We start from the raw sequence: 18,350 nt of genomic DNA on the forward strand, positions 1-18,350 counted from the left end.
CTACTGAAAAACTAGATCCTTAAATAATCTGGCTGCAAAGGACATTTCTTAAATATGAACACAGTAGCGTTCGCGGGTATTTCGTCCTTGGGCTGGCCGTACTGGATAATACAGCCGCATTTGGCCATGCACATTCCAGATGGCTTCTTGAACCTACCCGTTATCCTTGTCACCTGGATAATTGCCATTGGTCTAATTGCTCTAGCTATTAGACAGGCACAGGCAGAATACCAAGAACGTGCTGTACCTTTAATGGGAGTTTGTGCAGCATTTATCTTTGCAGCACAAATGATTAATTTTCCGATTCCTGGAGGGACTTCTGGACACCTTTTGGGTGGAACGCTAGCAGGAGCTTTATTAGGGCCGTGGGCTGGTTCGCTAGTCATGGTCGCAGTGTTCATTGTCCAAGGTGTTCTGTTTCAAGATGGTGGACTGACGGTATTAGGGGCCAACATCTTTAATATGGGATTAATCGGTACGTTTGGTGGTTACTATCTCTATCGCACAGTTAGATTTGCTACTGGGCGCGATACCTTGCGAGGAGTGGTAATTGGCGCAGCGATCGCAGCCTGGACAAGCGTAGTGGTAGCCTCAATTATATGTGCCTTGGAACTTGCTATCTCTAGAACAGTTCCTCTGGCGGTGGCTTTGAGTGCGATGGCTTCTTGGCACGTTTTAATTGGCATTGGCGAGGCGGTGATTACCGTAGTAGCACTCAGTTTTATTTGGCGGACTCGACCTGACTTATTTTACGATCCGCCACGTCAGACAAAATCAACTGTCTCTCGTCCCTTCTCTCGGTATTGAAGGTATTTATTGAATCAGGACTGAATGCTTATGAATAGCGACCTCTCGCGATCGCGCAACCGTGCCTTTGTCATTGCTGGCTTAGGTATTGCTCTGCTAATTGCAATTTTCCTTTCACCACTGGCAAGTAAAAACCCAGATGGCCTCAATAGAGTTTCACAAGACTTCAAATTTGACAGCAAGGCACATGAAGATACGCCAGCTCGTAAGTTACCCTTTTACGGCATTTTTAATCAATATGCTCTTAGAGGTGTACCATCCGAGATCGCCACACCGTTGGCTGGTTTAGTCGGAACTTTAGCAACTTTTGGTTTAGCCTGGGGTATTGGCAAACTAGTTGTACGTGGTTCAACTTCACCTCCTAGAGAGCATGATGCCTATTCAGACTCAGATACTCCAGATTAAATATTGATAGGAACTTAACATCATGCTGCTACACGTTGGGGCATTTGTGCTGGATGTCGATAGCAAACAGGTTACTCCCTGGCACAAACTTGCTCCCCGTACTCGGATACTATGTACATTATTGTTCGTGTTTGCCATTGTTCTAACACCAGATGGGCATTGGTGGACTTGGGCTATTTATGGATTAGCTCTCTTTAGCCTGCTATTGCTAAGTCGAGTTACCCTATTAGTATTACTGAAACGCTTGGCAGTTGAGTTCACATTTATTGGTGTCGTTCTCCTGGGTACTTTATTCCGGGGTGGTGGCGAGGTGTTATGGTCTTGGGGGCCACTACAGATTACAACAGTGGGGCTAACTGTTTTGGGTAGTGTGGCGCTTAAAGCTTCGCTATCGCTATTGATACTAAATTTACTAACATTAACAACTTCAGTAACCGCACTACTTCACGCCCTGCTGGAACTGAAAACCCCACCGCTACTAGTAGCGATTTTGGCATCTATGTATCGCTATATAAGCGTATTAATTGGCGAGTTTAACGCTATGCGTCGAGCTGCCGAGTCCCGAAACCTGATGAACGGCAATCGTTCGATACGTTTAATCGTCGGTAACATGATTGGAGCGCTGTTTATCCGCACCTACGACAGAGGAAATTTAGTTTATCAGGCGATGCTTTCACGTGGTTATCAAGGAGTACCACCGATGATGGAAAAAGTTTCTTCAGGGGGACAACGAGACTTTGTAGCTTTGAGTTTGACTGTAACTTTAGCGCTGTTGGGTCAGGCTATTTACTGGCGGAAATAACTTTTGTTGGCGTTTTCTCAATGCACCATAATCCAATATCAATTCAAAATCTTAACTATACTTACCCTGACGGAACTCAAGCTTTGAGGGAAATTAATTTATCTATCAAAGCAACTGAGCGAGTGGCATTAATCGGAGCTAATGGTTCGGGAAAATCCACGTTGCTATTACATCTCAACGGAATTATTATGCCTCAGTCGGGACAGATAACGATTGGAGAATGGGCTATAACTGTTGAAAATTTGCGAAATATTCGGAATTTTGTGGGTTTGGTGTTCCAGAATCCAGATAATCAGTTATTTATGCCAACAGTTTGGGAAGATGTTGCTTTTGGCCCAATGAATCTAGGGATGCAAGATGAAAAATTACAAGAGCGAGTTCTTCATGCAATGGCAGCAGTTGATATCGATCATAAATGGTATGGACAACGCTATACGGGTAATTTATCTGGAGGTGAAAAGAAACGGATTGCGATCGCTGGTGTGTTAGCCATGAATCCACAAATATTAGTATTTGATGAACCCTCGGCTCAATTAGATCCTCGTTCTCGCCGTCAATTCATCGAACTACTGCAAAGTTTACCTCTGACACAACTAATTGCAACCCACGATTTAGATTTAGCTTTAGATTTGTGCGATCGCACAGTTGTTCTCAGTCAAGGTCAGATCGTGTACGATGGCAAAACTGAACAAGTTATGAGCAACTCAGAGTTTTTGCTTGGGCACGCTTTAGAGTCACCACTAAGCTATAGTCGCCCCTACTGTCATCTGGAACACGCACCTGTCAGCCAATCTCAAACAGTGTGAATTCGTTTGAGTCAGTCATATCGTGTCCGATTAAAGACTTATAGCCGTAGTCACATAGGTTAGGACATAAGGATGGGGTGAAAGAAGAGAGTTAGCAATAGTTTTACCTCCTGCCCTCTGCCTCCTGCCTCCTGCCTCCTGCTATATCATTAAGACGCAGTTCTTAGCAGCAGGCAGGGGGTCTATTGTGTCAACTTAACTCTGCGATGGAAAATAAACGTTGTCGATCTATTTGTTGAAGCTTGATTTTTTCAGCATAGAAAGCCTGATAATAATATTGATACCGCTCTGGTTCAGCTTCCGGGTCAGTTTGTTGCCATAGTTCCAAAAAGTGACGATAGCGTTTTTCAAGCATTACTAAATCCATACAAGCGATCGCAGCTTGAACTACTTGCGGAGTCCGAAGTATTTCTTTCTGGTTTTTTTCATCCACATGAAATAAATGAGAAATTAAGTTGATCTCGCTGTCAAATTCTAAGAATCGATCTTGGAGGCGGGAAATTAAATTTGGTAGAGACGCAAAGTTTTTCGTCTCTCCATCACCGGATGAAATTTCTAAAATCTGTTGCCATAAAAACCGGTGGTGGGAAAGGCTAAATTGCAAATCTCGCTCAAGAAGTTCGTCAACAATTATTTGACGCTGTTCGGGACAATGCAAGTAAATTCGCAACAATAACGCCTCTGCGCGTTCTAAAAGGCTGCGTTCTGTGGAGAGTGAGGAGTTGGAAATGGGGAGTGGAGAAACTTTACCACTTCCCCATGCTTTTTTAGCTGACACAGGCTTAGTGTATGTAGCCGCAGCCGGAGCAATTTGAGTTAGCAGATTTTCGACTCGTAGAGGTATGAGTCTGGTATCTCCCAAGCTGAGTATTTCAGCACAAAAAGAAACATAATAATTTCGTGTATCGCTGTTAGCTATATTTTTAAGTAATTTGACTATTTGCTGAGTTACTTGCTGAAAATCAGTAGCCTGTTTTAAGTCTCGGTCTTGAATAATTTGCTGAATCTGCCAGTCTAGCCAAAGTGGCGCATTTTTTAGCAGTTCTCCATAATCTTCGGGAGAACGCTTGTGCAAGTATTCATCAGCATCTTTACCATCAGGTAAATTGAGAATTTTTAGCTGAACTTCGCCTTTATATGCTAATTCGGCAATTTCACCGATCGCTCTTTCGGCGGCATTTGTTCCGGCTTTATCAGCATCAAAGTTGAGTACTAATTGTTTCGATTCGGTGTAGCGTAATATTAACCGCACTTGCTCCAAGCTTAAAGCTGTACCGAGTGAGGCAACGGCGTTATTAATACCAGCAGCATGGAGAGTGATCGCATCAAAATATCCTTCCACCACCACCGCTTGATCGAGTTGAGAAATCCCATCTTTGGCTTGATCGAGGGCAAATAATGTTTTACCTTTACTAAAAAGTTCCGTTTCTGGTGAATTCAGATATTTAGGCTGTTCATCCGTCAAAGTTCTCCCACCAAAGGCAATGACGCGCCCTTGGATATCACGAATGGGAATCATCAAGCGATCGCGAAATACATCATAATAACTGCCTCCTTCTCGGCGTGGCTTAATCAATCCCGCTTTTTCCAGTATCTGCACTGGGTAATGTTTATCATCCACTAAATAACGATAAAGAGTTTCCCAACCTGCGGGGGCGTAACCTAAACCAAATTGCTGTATAGTTTCTTCTTTGAGTTGGCGATCAGATTGTAAATATTGAAGTGCCTTTTGCCCTTGGGATTGTCTCAAGGCGTGTTGATAAAACTGGGCAGACGTTGCCAGAACTTCATATAACTGCTCGCGCAAAGATAGCTGACGCTGTAATTCTTGGCGTTGTTCGGGTAAAAGTGTTTGTACAGGTACTTGGTAACGCCGTGCTAAATCTAGCACCACATCAGCAAAAGAACGCTTCCCCAACTCCATGACAAACTTAATGGCATTTCCCCCAGCTTGACAGCCGAAGCAATAGTACATTTGCTTGGTTTGACTAACGGTGAAACTGGGAGATTTCTCATCATGGAAGGGACACAAACCGACGAAATCCTTTCCTCGTTTGCGTAAAACTACGTATTCCGAGACGACATCTACAATATCAGCCCGTTGTTTAACTTCCTCAATTGTGTCTGGGTGCAAGCGGGGGATTTGCATGGCTTTATCATTAGTCATTAGTCATTGGTCATTGGTCATTGGTCATGAACTTTGGAGAAATACCAAAGGACAAATGACTTTAGACTTCTGATCGCTATTATATTCTTGTTGCTAGACCAAGAATGATGTATACAATTGCTTAAACTTAATTTTATCAGAGGAAATACTGAAAATGGGGCGTATTTTTATATCAGCAGCTCATGGAGGCCAAGAAGCGGGAGGAATAGATCAAGGTGCGATCGCAGGTGGTACAACTGAAGCCAAAGAAATGATTCTGCTGCGGGATTTGATAGTCACCGAACTCAGAGCGCGGAGTTTGGAAATTTTGGCGGTTCCTGATGACTTGAGCGCCGCCCAAACTATCACCTGGATCAATTCTCGTGGCCGTCGGGGCGATGTCGCTCTAGAAATTACAGCTAATGCGGCTAACAGCCCTTCTGTGCGTGGGGCTAGCGTTTTCTACATTGTTAATAATAGCGATCGCAAGAGTAATGCTGAACAGTTACTAATAGGGTTATTGCGCCGCGTACCCCAATTACCGAATCGCGGAGTCAAACCAGATACAGACAGTGGATTGGGTAAATTAGCATTCTGTCGTCAGACAACGCTGCCAGCTTTGGTAATACAAGTGGGGTTTCTTAGCAATCCAGAGGATCGGGCTTTGCTGCAAACTCGTCGCCGCGATTTTGCTTTGGGAATTGTCGATGGATTAGTGACTTGGAGTCGTGTAATTGACCCCACTCCTGGAACTCCAACAGAAGCAAATTATCCGCCAATTAATATTAACATTAATGGACAAAGTTACACTGAGCAAGGTGTTTTAGTTAATGGTAATGCTTACATCCCCATTGATTTAGTAGACCTTTTACGAATTGACCTTTCAAAAGCGGCTAATGTGAATCGAATTACTTATCACAAAGTGGTTTATGTCAAAGCCATCGAACTGCGAGATTTTAATGTTGCAGTCACTTGGGATGCTGCAACGCGCACTGTTAGCTTACGCTCGAATTTAGTAGTTTGCCCTGGTCAATTTTCGCGGGTAATGTCAAACGGTAGTACTTCCGAAGTCCAGTTACAATTATTCCTCAGAAATAATAATGAAAATGCTTTAGCAAAGTTTCCTGATATCCCAAAACTTTATCGCGAAGAAGCAGGTATAGAGGGAGTTAACTATGATATTGCCTTTTGCCAAATGTGTGTAGAAACTGGATTTTTACGGTTTGGTGGTGATATTAAACCTGAGCAAAATAACTTTGCAGGCTTAGGTGCGATCGGTGGTGGTTCGGAGGCTGCGTCTTTCCCAAGTGCAAGAATTGGAGTTAGGGCGCACGTTCAACATTTGAAAGCTTACGCTAGTTTAGAACCTTTGGTACAGGAAGTAGTAGATCCCAGGTTTCGTTTTGTCACACGCGGGATTGCGCCATTAATTGATCAGCTATCAGGGCGATGGTCAGCAGATTTGGATTATAGTACGAAGATTTCAGCAATGCTTAAACGATTATATGAATCAGCAGGACTTCTTTGAGCAAGGAAAGGAATATTACTCAGGTTCTGCACAGTGCGATCGCCTACGATGGGCGGAACGCCATCGTAAACACGATCTGCTTCAGCTGTTTATTGTACTAAGTATTTCTGCTTTGATTCCAGCAGTCTAAAAATATAGTCATTGCATACTACTGTAAATGTATCGAAATAGTGTATTATTTTGACAGATACAATCGCTTCCTTGCAAACTACAAAGTATAAAGAGAAATTTTCATGACATTTACTGCAACATAAATTGAAATTACGCCTAGTAGTTCGCTTTCGTGACTTGGCGGGGAAAAGGGTAAGGGGAAAGGGGGAAGGTGGGGCCCCCTCTGGGGATAAGGGGCAGGGGGAAAGGTTTTAAATCCCTTACCCTTTTCCCTTTCCCCTTTCCCCAGCCCTCACAAGCGCATCTTTGGGTTGGCAGACTACTAGAGGAGCAGTTGTCAATGGTGTTAATGCCAGTATTGCAGCAGAACCAGAAGTAATCTTGTAACTCAAACAGGCGTGGCGCGATGCCTGCGGCGGTAGACTAAGCAATTATCCTATAATAATTAGTTAGTCTAAATATTTGTTAATCTAAATATTTCGTAAAACATAATAAAACTCTCTTGATGAAAATTTGGAACAGACAACTAGGCGATCGCGTGAGTAATATCATTTACCAATATTTACCCGCCTTTCGCTGGCGTAACTTTCGGCTGTTTTTTGGGGGACAGTTACTATCAATGTCTGGGACATTTATGACCCAGCAGTTAACTATTCCTTGGCTGGTATACGATTTGACTCAATCAGCTTGGTTGTTAGGAATTGCAGGGTTTGTGCAATTTTTACCGACGTTATTACTGATTCCGTTTTCGGGCGTATTGTCCGATCGCTGGAGTCGTCGTGACTTGTTAATGGTGGTGCAGATATTGGGAATCAGCGTTTCCCTCGCTTTAACGATTCTTACCTTTACAAATTGGATTACGTTTCCCATTTTATTGGTACTCAGTGTTCTCAATGGTTTGCTGAAGGGATTAGATATGCCCGTGCGTCATACAATCGTCACCGAAACCGTAGACGATCGCGCCGATTGGAGTAATGCGATCGCTTTGAATTCAGTGATGTTAAGTTCCTCGCTGGTATTGGGGCCCGCGATGGGCGGGATTTTGATTGCGACGCTAGGGGTGAAATATTGTTTTCTCTACGATACTCTCAGCTATATCCCTGCCATCTTTACCCTGCTAGCGATGCGGCTGAAAGTCAGACCGATGCAAACCCTTACGAGCCTTAGCGATACTTTGCAGAAATTGCGGGAGGGCTTTGAATATGTCTCCAAGTTGCAGCCGATTAAAGCAATTTTATTAATACTGGCGTTACAAGGTTTAGTCGGGATGTCTCATGTCGCGCTCATGCCCGTCTTCGCAGCTAAGATTTTAAATGGGGATGCAACTACAATGGCTCACCTCAGCACCTCAGCGCCCATTGGCTCGTTGTTTGCTTGTTTATATCTGAGTGTTAGGCGAGGGATTGCAGGCTTAGAGCGTGTGATTATAGTCGCTCAAGTATTGATCGGGATGAGTCTGATCTCCTTCTCACTATCGCGTCAAGTTGGATTATCCATAATCATACTGGTGTTTACAGGGTGCTTTTCCATCCTTCTGATTACCAGTAGTAATATGATTATCCAAACCCTAGTTGCCGAGGATAAGCGCGGACGGGTGATGAGTTTTTATGCCCTAGCAATGGTGGGTATGCTCCCCTTTGGGAATCTGTTAGCTGGAACTTTGGCACATAATTTTGGTGCGACTAATGCCTTGATTGTCTGTGGGAGTCTGAGTATTTTAGGTGCACTATGGTTCTCTGCACAACTACCAGCAGTGAGTCGTTGGATTAATCGCTAAACAAGTCGATAAAGCTCAAAAAACAGTTAAACACTCTTCTGTTCACGCTTGACAAGGGGGACAAGAAAGCAATTTTCTACCCCCTCTCCCCTGTCTTTTTTAACTGAACCGTATTTATCTGACTCCAACTGTTTGTCTTTCTCGTCGTGCAACTTCTGCACGTACTAAAGGAATGACATCACGCCCATAAGCGATCGCATCCTCTAAAGGATCAAAGCCCCGGATCAACAAGGTAGTTACACCTGCATCGTAATAATCAACCAAAGCCTCTGCTACTTGTTCTGGTGTACCCACTAGAGCAGTAGTGTTACCTGCCGCACCAGTAGCTGCTGCGATCGGTGTCCATAGACGCTTATCATAAATCTCATTTTTGGCTGCAAAATCCAGCAGACGTTGCGATCCTACCGCCTGGGGTCTAGCTGGGGCAGCTAATTTTGCGCCTCCTCGCAACTCTTGAATTCGCGCTAAAATGCTATGTGCTTTCTCCCAAGCTTCTTGTTCTGTAGCACCAATAATTGGTCGCAGAGAGACGCTGAAGCGAATGGAACGACCGAGTGGTAAGGCAGCACGCACCTCTGCAATTCGTTCTTTAACTGCGGCAATTGGCTCACCCCACAAGGCGTAGACATTACTGTGTTTAGCTCCTACCTGTACGGCTGGTCCAGATGCACCACCAAAGTAAAGCGGGATGTGGGGCTTTTGCAACGGCTTGATCGCAGAGAAAGCACCCTTGATGCGGTAAAATTCACCTTCGTAATCAAAGGGAATGTCGTTTGTCCAGACACGACGAACAATTTCTAAATATTCATCGGTGCGACGGTAACGGCTGTCATGATCCAGCCAGTCGCCATCTTTTTGCTGGTCAGCATCACTACCACCAGTAATAATATGTATTGCAATCCGACCGTTGGTAAAATGGTCAAGAGTAGCTGCTTTGCGAGCTGCCAAAGTTGGTGCGACAAAACCCGGACGATGAGCAATTAAAAAGCCCAATCGCTCGGTTGCGGAAGCCGCGAAACTAGCAATCATCAAACCATCAGGGCTACTAGAACTATAGCCAATCAATACTTTGTCAAAGCCTCCTTCTTCATGGGCTTTGGCAAATTCACGAACATAAGCTGTATCAATGATGTCATCGCCTAGACTGCCTGATGCACTATTTAATTCCGAAGTCGGTTTTGTCCGAATCAATCCAATAAATTCAATTGGCATAATTAATTGTCCTGAAAATATAGGGGAGCAAGGAAGACAAGGAGGAATTTAGGTAGACCTATGCTGCCTCACTGCTGCTGAAAGCCTCAAGGTTTATCGATAAACACTGCTTCACCATTAAATTAGCGATAACAATAAAGGATTATGGCTCGGTGGGCGATGCCTACGGCGGTAAACTACGCAGTTTTTATCGCTGCAAATACGTATTGTTCAATCATGTCCAGTGGACAATGCTACAAATAACTTTTGGCTGATAGCCATCACTACCTTACTATCTACGGTTTTTCAACTACCTAGTGAAAACAAATTTCTTAACTAGAGTAATGATGCCGTCAATTAAAATACGGTAAATCAATCGACTTAAAGGTGTTTAAATTATAATGAAGCTACCACAATTCATTTAAATAAGCAAGCTCAATATGGATTTCTGCTAAAAAAATATACTGGGGGAAAGTTTTATCTCTTTCTTTTTATGACTCCAAGAGCTGCTTAAGAACATATTGGGCACGGTTATAAATAATACCCGGTTGTGAGCTTTCTCGTGGACCAGCAACATTCAAAATGCGAATATTGTGCTTCTGAATCCAACTCCAGAAACGAGCAGCGTCATTTCCACTAAACGACAGCGCGTTAATGATGAGGACGGGGCGATCGTACTTATGCGCCAAGTCAGCTGTAAGCTTTGTTCCTCCTTCAAGCGATCCATACACTAGGAGGAGCGTCCCATCTGAATCTCGAACGTTCCACTCGGTACGTAATGCGTAGTCTGTACTCGTTGTCTCTTGAAGCGGGTATACAGGTGGTATCTTTCCATCCTCTGCAAGCCGCCCCTTTGGACACCATCCACGAACTGGTAACAAAAGTGACAAAGCTGTATCGAGCGCAGCTCTGTCAACTCCTGTCTGACCTCCGGTTACAACCCAAAGGCGTTGATGAGACGATATTGACTCTTTTTTCTCGGTGATCGGAAGTGCGTAGTTTACCGCCGTAGGCATCGCTTTACCCTGCATAAGTCCTCCAACGATAAGCAATGCAAGTACAACGCCTTTGCTCATTGTCCCTCAGTTGAAAGTTGAGCGATGTCTACGACGGGCTACGCCTACGCATTTCTTGTCTTGCTTCTCTTTTCAAACTAAGGAGCAGTTAAACCTGAATGCTTACCTTTGTTACATATCTTGCTTATATTCTTCTAACAATTGCGGAATGTGATCGTACCCATCCACACCGATAACCGCAATAATTTTCGGGCGATGTTGCTGTAAGAATTTTTGGAAAGCTTCTACCCCGATTTGCCCCTGCAAAATTGTTAGTAACCCTGCTGCTTGACGCCACTCATTAGAAGCAATTTGCTCTAAAAGATACATTCCCAAGCAGCCAGTGTAAACAGTTTTTTCGGAATTTTGCAGATGATAATAAGCTTCTGCTAAATAAGCTAAGTTCCGCCCTTGGAGATACAAATCACCGGAAACTTGCGCTGTTTTAAAACCATCTTCAAGGTATTTAATTGCAGTTTGGTGTTCTCCGATTACTAGATAAGCAATTCCTAAGCTGCTAACACATAACGCTTTACTTTGAATATCGCCTAATTTTTCTGATAATTTTAAACCTTGTTCCAAATAATTAATTGCGGCTTCATAAGTTTCTGGTTCTAAATTTTCTAATTCCTGAGCTTGCATAACTTCGCTGTAACCTAAATTTACCAGCGCGTTTGCTTCTCCTGTGCTATCGCCTGCTTGCCGACTTAGTATTAATGCTCGTTGACTGTAGTTAATTGCCTCAGCATAATTTTGCTGTTGCACGTAGGTGCGGCTGAGGTGGTTGAGATTGGCAATTTCACAAGGGCGATCGCTTGCATTCCTGGCTATCTCTAGCGCCTGCTGATGAAAATCAATTGAGCGCTGGTATTGTCCCAAAGCACGCTGAGAATAACCTAAAAGGGTCAAAATTCGCGCTTTTTCTTGAGTTCCCTCGCCTTGTCGTAGCGGTTCATCCAAATAATCTAGGGCATCTCGTAAATAAGTGCCAGTAAAAGAGGCAAAAATCCCACCGTAAAACGGAAAATACGGACGCTGGGCAAAGGTTCGCAAAATCTGGAGCATAATTTGAGAACAGGCATCGCTGTATACTGTGCCAATGCTCCTAAAACCACTTGCTAACTGACTCCAAATCACTGCAAAGGTCAAAAAAGTGGAAATGGACAACTTTGGCCCTGCTTTCACATCGTAAGCTTGTTGGTCAAACCAGTTAATTAGTCCCCGTTGCAAGTACTGTAAAATCAATGCCATTTCCACCCAATCTCTCAGGGTAATCCCCCGTTGTCGCTCGGCAAACTCTATTGCAGATTCTTCCATAGCTAGGGTGCGAAGCAGTGCTTGGGGTAACTCACTATTAAGTTGTTTCGCCCAACTTGCCCAAGGGCCGCGTTCTCCCGGTACGCCGCCAAACCCCAGAGATTCTTTTTGCTCGTACATCCAACTGAGCAAGTTGTCTTGCAATCGCTGCCAAGAAGCTAAACCACGGGTAATCCCTTCAGAAAATTGTTGTAAATCAGCATCTGCCTGAGCAAATTGCTGCAATGCTTTTGATAATTGCTGTAGCTGTTGTAAATTTAGCGGATATTTCTGATTGGGGTCAGTAACCCGGATAAATACCCCTAGACGCTCGGCAGCAGGGGCTGTGGTGATTTCTGTAACTGCGGAGGCGATCGCTTCTGTGGCTTTGTTTTGCTCTTGCCACCGTTGCCATTGACTTTGAATCGTCTTAATGGCTCTCAAACTACGAGTCGCTTTAGCTTTCTTGAGTTCGTCTTTTTCGCTATCTACTTGGCTTTGGAAGGTAGTCAGGCGATCGCTCAAAGCTAGCTCAAAGACTTCCCCTGTACCGGAAGTAATTCCTTTAAGGAGCATTTGATACACCTGTTCTACAGAGCTAATTTTGCCCTTGAGGGTGGTTTCGACAATTTCATCGATTAAGGCAAGATAGCGATCGCTTAATGGCAGAGAGTCTGGCACTTTGGCTACTAGGAGAATGTCACATCAATTCTAATTCTAGTCTTGGCAGCAGATATAGGAGAAACAATTGGCCACTTTTGGGCAGTCATGGTTATAACAAATGCAAAATTTAGAACAAATTTATTTAGCGATTTGTTATCATTCCTTGAGCGATTCGCTGTTTAACTACACGATAAAAAAATAATGGAATGCCTACAATATAACGGTCTGCTAGACGAGTAGGTTCAGTAATTAAACGTGTTAACCACTCCAGACCATTATCAGTCATCCAACGCGGCCCGCGATATATAGAGTCAGTATAAAAATCTAGACAAGCACCCAAAGGTAAAAATACAGTAGTTTCAATTTTCTTGAAGTTATCTAAAATCCAGCGTTCCTGTAACGGCATACCAAAACCAATATATAAAATATCTGGTTGGAATTTATTAATTTTTTCTATTACCAAATCATTCTCTTTTCCTGATTTGTCAAAATAACCATGATGTCCCTGTACGTGTAAATTAGGCGCAATTGATTCTAACTTAGTAATTGCTTTATCCACTACGCCAGGTTTTCCGGCTAACAAAAATAAAGAAATATTTTCTTTTTCACAATTTAATGCTAAATCTTCTATGTAATCTGGTGCTGTCATTCGATGTGCAGATTGCATTGAATAACCATTGAATATAGCTCCTACCATTACACCAAATCCGTCACAAAATACTAAATCAGCCTTATTCAAAAAATCTCGATACCAAGACTTTTCATAAGCAAAATTCATCGCTCTGATATTTACATGTCCTACAACTGTCTTTTTTTTATTTTTTGCTGCTTCTATTAAATAATCAACTAATTCGTGTACATTAACTTTATGGAATCTTGTATCAAACAACTTCACTTCAGGAAAATTTTTCATCTCTGTACCTTTCTTATTTATTAGCTAGTATACCAAGTTTAGAATAGTGCGAACTACAAAAGAATAATACCTTTATCGTTTCTTGACTTTTACTAATATAAAATATATATCTTTTCAACTCCTGCTATCCTTATACAGAATAAATTACGTCGTTTGTAAGTTTGGTATTTAATACATAGTGTAAGTCACTTCAAACTATTTTCATCAAACTAGTTCTTGATTGATAACTGCTGTATAAATGCATCTTAAAGATGTAAGATAACTGTTTATGTCCAAGTTTTTAACTCTGACTCGTGCATTACTTCCCAAAAATATTCTCAAATTTTCGTCTGCAATTAAGGATTGCATTGCCTCTGACAATTGTTGAATATTTCCTGGATTTACTAATAATCCATTCTGGTTTGGAGTAACTATTTCGGGTATTCCTCCCACAGCAGTAGTGATAACTGCCAAACCCCAACTCATTGCTTCTAATAATGCCATAGGCAGACCTTCGTTGTATGAAGGTAATACAAAAACATCAGCTTTAGTTAAAAGATCGTCACGTTTTTCTTTATCTACCCAATCAAGAATAGTGATGTAGTTAATCAGATTTAGAGTTGATATCAAACTACGAGCTTGTTCTACATCTCCATCTCCCGCCATAACTAACTTAGCTTGGCTTTGTTGAGCAACAGGCATAGAAGCAAATGCTTTAATTAAATCGAAAGCACCTTTGCGCTCACCAATGCGCCCTAAAAATAAGAAAAATATCTGTTTAGAATCTATTCGCTGTGGAATTTGTGCGGGAATTTTTACTGGGTTAGGGAGAACAATAACCTGCTCTGACTTCAAACCAAGATTCTCAATGTAGAAGTTTTTCCAGCTATCTGATAAAACAATGAAACGGCTACATTTACAAAACGACCAACTTAGCCACTGTTTAAGCCATTGAGGTAGTTTAGAGTAAAACAAATGAAAATCAGCACTATGAGTATGAATAATTACTGGTTTCTGAAATAGCCAACCAATTAGAGTAGTGATTGAATGACGAAAAGCGCTACCTCTATCTGAAACATGAATGTGAATTAGGTCAGTCTTTTGGTTTAATAAGTTCCAAAACAACTCACCTATCGCCTGCAAAAATACTAACACTTTATGGATAGCAGAACCATTCGGTAAAGTAGCAATATGTTTAATTTGAATATCAGAGGTAGTTTCTTCAAGAATGAGCTTTTCTACAGAAACTATTCCACCTTGGCGCTCCAAGCTTTCGCCCAACATAGTAATTTTTACGGGACTCATAATTGCTATTAATTTATTTTATAAATTGAGTATAGAGCTATTTATATAAACTATTATAAGAACAAATTTCTGATAATAGTTTATAGCCAAAAGCTTACTCCAAAGGTATTTTTATAGTTAATGCTACTAACTTTCAAAATACCTAATCGCAGTTCCATAAATTTACTCAATGAATGTTTTAGTAATTTTACAGTATTAGGGAACTCCAAAAAATAAATTATCCAATTTGTCTACTCAACTAGACTTCTTTCTTCCTTGTCTTTCTTGTTTCTATGAGATTGAATTTTTTTTACTTGGAAGTTTCTTATTTAAGAGCGGCCAAAGTCCGGCGTCCAATTATTCCGTCTGCTTTTAATTTTTTAGACTTCTGAAATTTCATTACTGCTGCACTAGTCTTATTGTCAAAGATACCATTCACACTTGCTGTATAAAATCCTTGTTGCTTTAAAGAATTCTGAACAGTTTTCACTGTCTCTCCCTTGCTGCCTACTGTTAATACATTACCAGTAGTACGCTTTGCCGTACTATTAGATTTATGTATAGCATTAGGCTTTTTTATCGAATTGCCTTGCTAAGTACTTTGGGCAATGTCGGTAGTAGTAGCCGTTGTATTTTGGCTTTTATTATTAGTTAAAGAGTAAGCAGGTATAGCAGCCGCTAGAGTCAAAACAGGGAGCAAAGCAAGTATTTTCCAATTCATCTTTTTGTTCCTTCCAACTGTATGAGATTTTGCAATTTCTATTTGAAGAGTCATCTTCATAAAGGACTGTGCCTTAAGTGATTCTCCTCTGTAGATTCTGGTATGTGGATTTAGTTTGAAACTATTTTCCAAGCCAGAGCTATAGCATCACACGTTGTATTGACAAAGCTATTGCAAAATTGTGACAAAGGCATGACTAAATGTATTAAAATTTATGTCGCCTGAAATTGCGCTCTGATTTCTTAAAAATGTACGTCGAACCATTAGCAGATTCAGGTCAAAACCCCAAACGGTTTAAAATTCTCTATGCACCAACATATCTACATTTTAGAAATAAATTTTAAAATAGGGGATTTTGTCGAGTCTAGCAGTATTCTTTTTAATAAGAAAATATTATAGATTTAACCCTCTTTTTATATGAGGTATGGCGGTTTCAAAGCCCCTCACAAGTGTGGGAGGTTTATACGGGAAGTCTATAGTAGGCTTTTTGCCGCTTTTCAACCATCTACTTAAACAATCCAAACTTTTAGAACTCTGTAAAATATATCATCTATCACGTCCAAATCAATCATAATATCTGATAAACTGCTGATAAAACTTAAACGATTTCTATATTGAAAACCGTAGTTTTTCAAATGATGGTAAAGTTAAAAATTCCAGCTAAAATTCAATAATTTCTTATTATACAAAACTCTAGGTTTCAAAATAGATAGGGCTTAACTCAGAAAATAGCCATTATTATAAAATGGGTACACAAGGATACAAGAAAAACTTCTTCCCTTAATTCCCGTGACTCCTGTATTTGCAAAGCTTTGACTATAGCAGAAGTTACAGGTCTGGTAAGCTAAACCACATCTAGTTTACATAATCTGAAATTGTACATTTCTTGTGGGGTGGGTGTCTCGCCCGCCCAATATATGCAAGGTTATTTGTGGAACAGCTTAACTTCTTTATGATTTTCCTGCTTTTTCCAGCTAGAACGGCACAATTTTTTGTTTAAGCTAAATCATAATATTTACAGTTCGGAAAAACCAATGAATTTATTTGAGCTTTTAGTAGGGGAAGATAATCATCCAGCCCTAGTTACACCTGAGGGGCGATCGCTAACTTATAAGCAATTGCGCGAGAATGTTATTGGACTGGTATCTCAACTCAACAGCTTTGGATTGAAACGGGGAGAACGCATTGCCATTGCCATGACTAACGGTTCACCAATGGTGATTACCTTTTTGGCTGCTGCCTTATGTGGCACTGCTGCACCCTTAAATCCTAAATACAAACAAGAAGAATTTGCCTTTTACTACCAAGATACCCAAGCAAAAGCATTGATTATGTTATCTGAGGGGCCAGAAGCAGCCATTGCTGGTGTCACACCTGATATGATGCTGATTAATGCCAAGGTAAATACTGACGGTACATTAAGCTTTGAATTAGTCAAAACAGGCTTAGAACCAGCAGAATCCGCGAATCCCGTAGCCCCCAACGCTGATGATCTAGCGATGATTCTCCATACTAGCGGCACTACTAGTCGTCCTAAGCGCGTGCCGATTCGTCATCGCAACTTAATCGCTTCAGCCGCCAACCTGATTAATGCTTACTCGCTTTCAGCAGCTGATACTACACTGTGCCTAATGCCCCTATTTCATGTTCACGGATTAGTGGGCTGTTTGCTGGCAACTCTAGCTTCGGGTGGTACATTAGTTTGTCCTAATGGTTTTAATGCTTTGGAGTTTTGGAAACTGGTAGATACCTACAAACCCACCTGGTATTCCGCAGCACCAACTATGCACCAGACAATTTTAGCGCGCGCTAGCCGCAACCCAGAAATTGTTAAAGCTAACCGCTTTCGTTTCATTCGCTCTAGTAGCGCTTCTTTGCCGCCGATTATCATTGAACAGTTAGAGGCAACTCTTAATGCTCCTGTGGTGGAATCTTACAGCATGACTGAAGCATCTCACTTAATGACTACCAATCCCCTACCACCAAAAGTCAGAAAACCAGGTACTGTCGGTTATGGCTTTGGTGTAGAAGTGGGCATTATGGACTCTGAAGGCAACCTGTTATCTAAGGGAAGCTTAGGCGAAGTGGTGGTAAAAGCACCCAATGTTATAGATGGCTACGAAAACAACCTAGAAGCTAACGCCACTGCTTTTGTGAACGGTTGGTTCCGCACAGGGGATCAAGGTACTGTGGATACAGATGGCTACCTGCGTTTGACTGGACGGATTAAAGAATTGATTAACCGGGGTGGGGAAAAAATTTCTCCTTTAGAAGTAGATGATGTTTTGCTGCGCCATCCCGCCGTTGCTGAAGCCTTAGCCTTTGCTGTCCCCCACAAATCTTTAGGAGAAGATATCCACGCGGCTGTGGTTCTGAAAGCTGAAGCTGGCGAAAAAGAACTTTTAGCTCACTGTGCAACTATGCTGGCAGACTTCAAAGTTCCCAAGCAAATTCACATTTTAGATCGACTACCTCGTGGTGCTACCGGCAAACTGCAACGATTGACGATGGCGAAATTGCTGAATATAGCAGTCTGAAATCATTTGTGAAATATTTTTGGAGTTGACTGTCATTAGTCATTTGTCCTTTGTTATAGTAGTGGACAAAGCTGTTAAGACAAGTCGGCGGTAGACAGCCTCAACAAGCCTACATTGTGAATTGATTTTCATCCTAAGTTTTTTTTCACAAACCCCATTACAAATAATATCATGTCCGGTTAATTAGTTATAATTCCCGTTATCTATGCAGAAACTGGAAAACCCTCTTTCCCCCAGCTAAGCTGCTACGCAGCTAAATTTAATAAACAGCATTACCTTTGTTTTTAATCTTACGCTCCCATTTAATAACAAGACCTCCTTCATTTAGC

16 protein-coding genes are annotated in these 18,350 nt (G+C 41.8%); 8 read left to right on the plus strand and 8 right to left on the minus strand.

Features of this window, described 5'->3' with window-relative positions:
- Nucleotides 1-54: 54 nt before the first annotated feature.
- Genes cbiM through V7K79_RS08310 form a run of 4 tightly spaced genes read left to right on the plus strand, consistent with a single transcriptional unit; the run spans nucleotide 55 to nucleotide 2,820 of the window.
- A complete protein-coding gene (gene cbiM / locus V7K79_RS08295; protein ID WP_335046473.1) occupies nucleotides 55-807 on the plus strand; it encodes a cobalt transporter CbiM in 753 nt (250 codons plus the stop codon).
- 30 nt (nucleotides 808-837) lie between these two features.
- Nucleotides 838-1,212, plus strand: a complete 375-nt coding sequence (locus V7K79_RS08300) for a PDGLE domain-containing protein (RefSeq protein ID WP_335046475.1) — start codon at nucleotides 838-840, stop codon at nucleotides 1,210-1,212.
- Between the two features lie 22 nt (nucleotides 1,213-1,234).
- Complete coding sequence (gene cbiQ, locus V7K79_RS08305; protein ID WP_335046477.1) at nucleotides 1,235-2,014, plus strand: cobalt ECF transporter T component CbiQ; 780 nt, start codon at nucleotides 1,235-1,237, stop codon at nucleotides 2,012-2,014.
- A 20-nt stretch (nucleotides 2,015-2,034) separates the two neighbouring features.
- On the plus strand, nucleotides 2,035-2,820 hold the full coding sequence (locus tag V7K79_RS08310) for an energy-coupling factor ABC transporter ATP-binding protein (RefSeq protein ID WP_335046479.1): 786 nt from the start codon (nucleotides 2,035-2,037) through the stop codon (nucleotides 2,818-2,820).
- Between the two features lie 190 nt (nucleotides 2,821-3,010).
- Here the strand turns inward: V7K79_RS08310 and dnaG are convergent, their stop codons facing one another.
- Nucleotides 3,011-4,969 (minus strand): DNA primase, encoded by a 1,959-nt coding sequence (dnaG, locus tag V7K79_RS08315; RefSeq protein ID WP_335046503.1) that lies wholly within the window; start codon nucleotides 4,967-4,969, stop codon nucleotides 3,011-3,013.
- A gap of 172 nt (nucleotides 4,970-5,141) precedes the next feature.
- Here dnaG and tftA point away from each other — a divergent pair, with 172 nt between their 5' ends.
- The 3 genes from tftA (at nucleotide 5,142) to V7K79_RS08330 (ending at nucleotide 8,382) form a co-directional block, all read left to right on the plus strand.
- Entirely contained in the window at nucleotides 5,142-6,494 is a 1,353-nt protein-coding gene (gene tftA / locus V7K79_RS08320; RefSeq protein ID WP_335046480.1) for a hormogonium tapered terminus morphoprotein TftA, read from the plus strand.
- Entirely contained in the window at nucleotides 6,472-6,624 is a 153-nt protein-coding gene (locus V7K79_RS08325) for a hypothetical protein (protein ID WP_335046481.1), read from the plus strand. The genes tftA and V7K79_RS08325 overlap by 23 nt, the downstream gene beginning before the upstream one ends.
- 486 nt (nucleotides 6,625-7,110) lie before the next feature.
- Nucleotides 7,111-8,382 carry an MFS transporter gene (locus V7K79_RS08330; protein ID WP_335046483.1) on the plus strand — a complete coding sequence of 424 codons (1,272 nt, stop codon included), beginning with the start codon at nucleotides 7,111-7,113 and terminating at the stop codon, nucleotides 8,380-8,382.
- 114 nt (nucleotides 8,383-8,496) lie between these two features.
- Here the strand turns inward: V7K79_RS08330 and V7K79_RS08335 are convergent, their stop codons facing one another.
- The 7 genes from V7K79_RS08335 to V7K79_RS08365 form a co-directional block, all read right to left on the minus strand.
- Complete coding sequence (locus V7K79_RS08335) at nucleotides 8,497-9,594, minus strand: LLM class flavin-dependent oxidoreductase (RefSeq protein WP_335046485.1); 1,098 nt, start codon at nucleotides 9,592-9,594, stop codon at nucleotides 8,497-8,499.
- Between the two features lie 470 nt (nucleotides 9,595-10,064).
- The gene (locus tag V7K79_RS08340) at nucleotides 10,065-10,589 is read right to left on the minus strand and encodes a putative molybdenum carrier protein (protein WP_335046486.1); all 525 of its coding nucleotides are present in this window, start codon (nucleotides 10,587-10,589) and stop codon (nucleotides 10,065-10,067) included.
- Nucleotides 10,590-10,760: 171 nt separating this feature from the next.
- Complete coding sequence (locus V7K79_RS08345; RefSeq protein ID WP_335046488.1) at nucleotides 10,761-12,605, minus strand: tetratricopeptide repeat protein; 1,845 nt, start codon at nucleotides 12,603-12,605, stop codon at nucleotides 10,761-10,763.
- Between the two features lie 124 nt (nucleotides 12,606-12,729).
- Nucleotides 12,730-13,500: a WecB/TagA/CpsF family glycosyltransferase gene (locus tag V7K79_RS08350; protein ID WP_335046490.1), complete on the minus strand. Its 771-nt coding sequence runs from the start codon at nucleotides 13,498-13,500 to the stop codon at nucleotides 12,730-12,732.
- Nucleotides 13,501-13,704: 204 nt separating this feature from the next.
- A complete protein-coding gene (locus V7K79_RS08355) occupies nucleotides 13,705-14,784 on the minus strand; it encodes a glycosyltransferase family 4 protein (RefSeq protein ID WP_335046492.1) in 1,080 nt (359 codons plus the stop codon).
- Nucleotides 14,785-15,088: 304 nt separating this feature from the next.
- A complete protein-coding gene (locus tag V7K79_RS08360) occupies nucleotides 15,089-15,253 on the minus strand; it encodes a peptidoglycan-binding domain-containing protein (protein ID WP_335046494.1) in 165 nt (54 codons plus the stop codon).
- Nucleotides 15,254-15,355: 102 nt separating this feature from the next.
- The gene (locus V7K79_RS08365; RefSeq protein ID WP_335046496.1) at nucleotides 15,356-15,484 is read right to left on the minus strand and encodes a hypothetical protein; all 129 of its coding nucleotides are present in this window, start codon (nucleotides 15,482-15,484) and stop codon (nucleotides 15,356-15,358) included.
- A gap of 1,034 nt (nucleotides 15,485-16,518) precedes the next feature.
- Here V7K79_RS08365 and V7K79_RS08370 point away from each other — a divergent pair.
- Nucleotides 16,519-18,021, plus strand: coding sequence for an acyl--CoA ligase (locus V7K79_RS08370; protein ID WP_335046499.1), 1,503 nt, complete (start codon nucleotides 16,519-16,521; stop codon nucleotides 18,019-18,021).
- Nucleotides 18,022-18,350: the final 329 nt, after the last annotated feature.

Source organism: Nostoc sp., from assembly GCF_036917575.1.
GTDB lineage: Bacteria > Cyanobacteriota > Cyanobacteriia > Cyanobacteriales > Nostocaceae > Nostoc.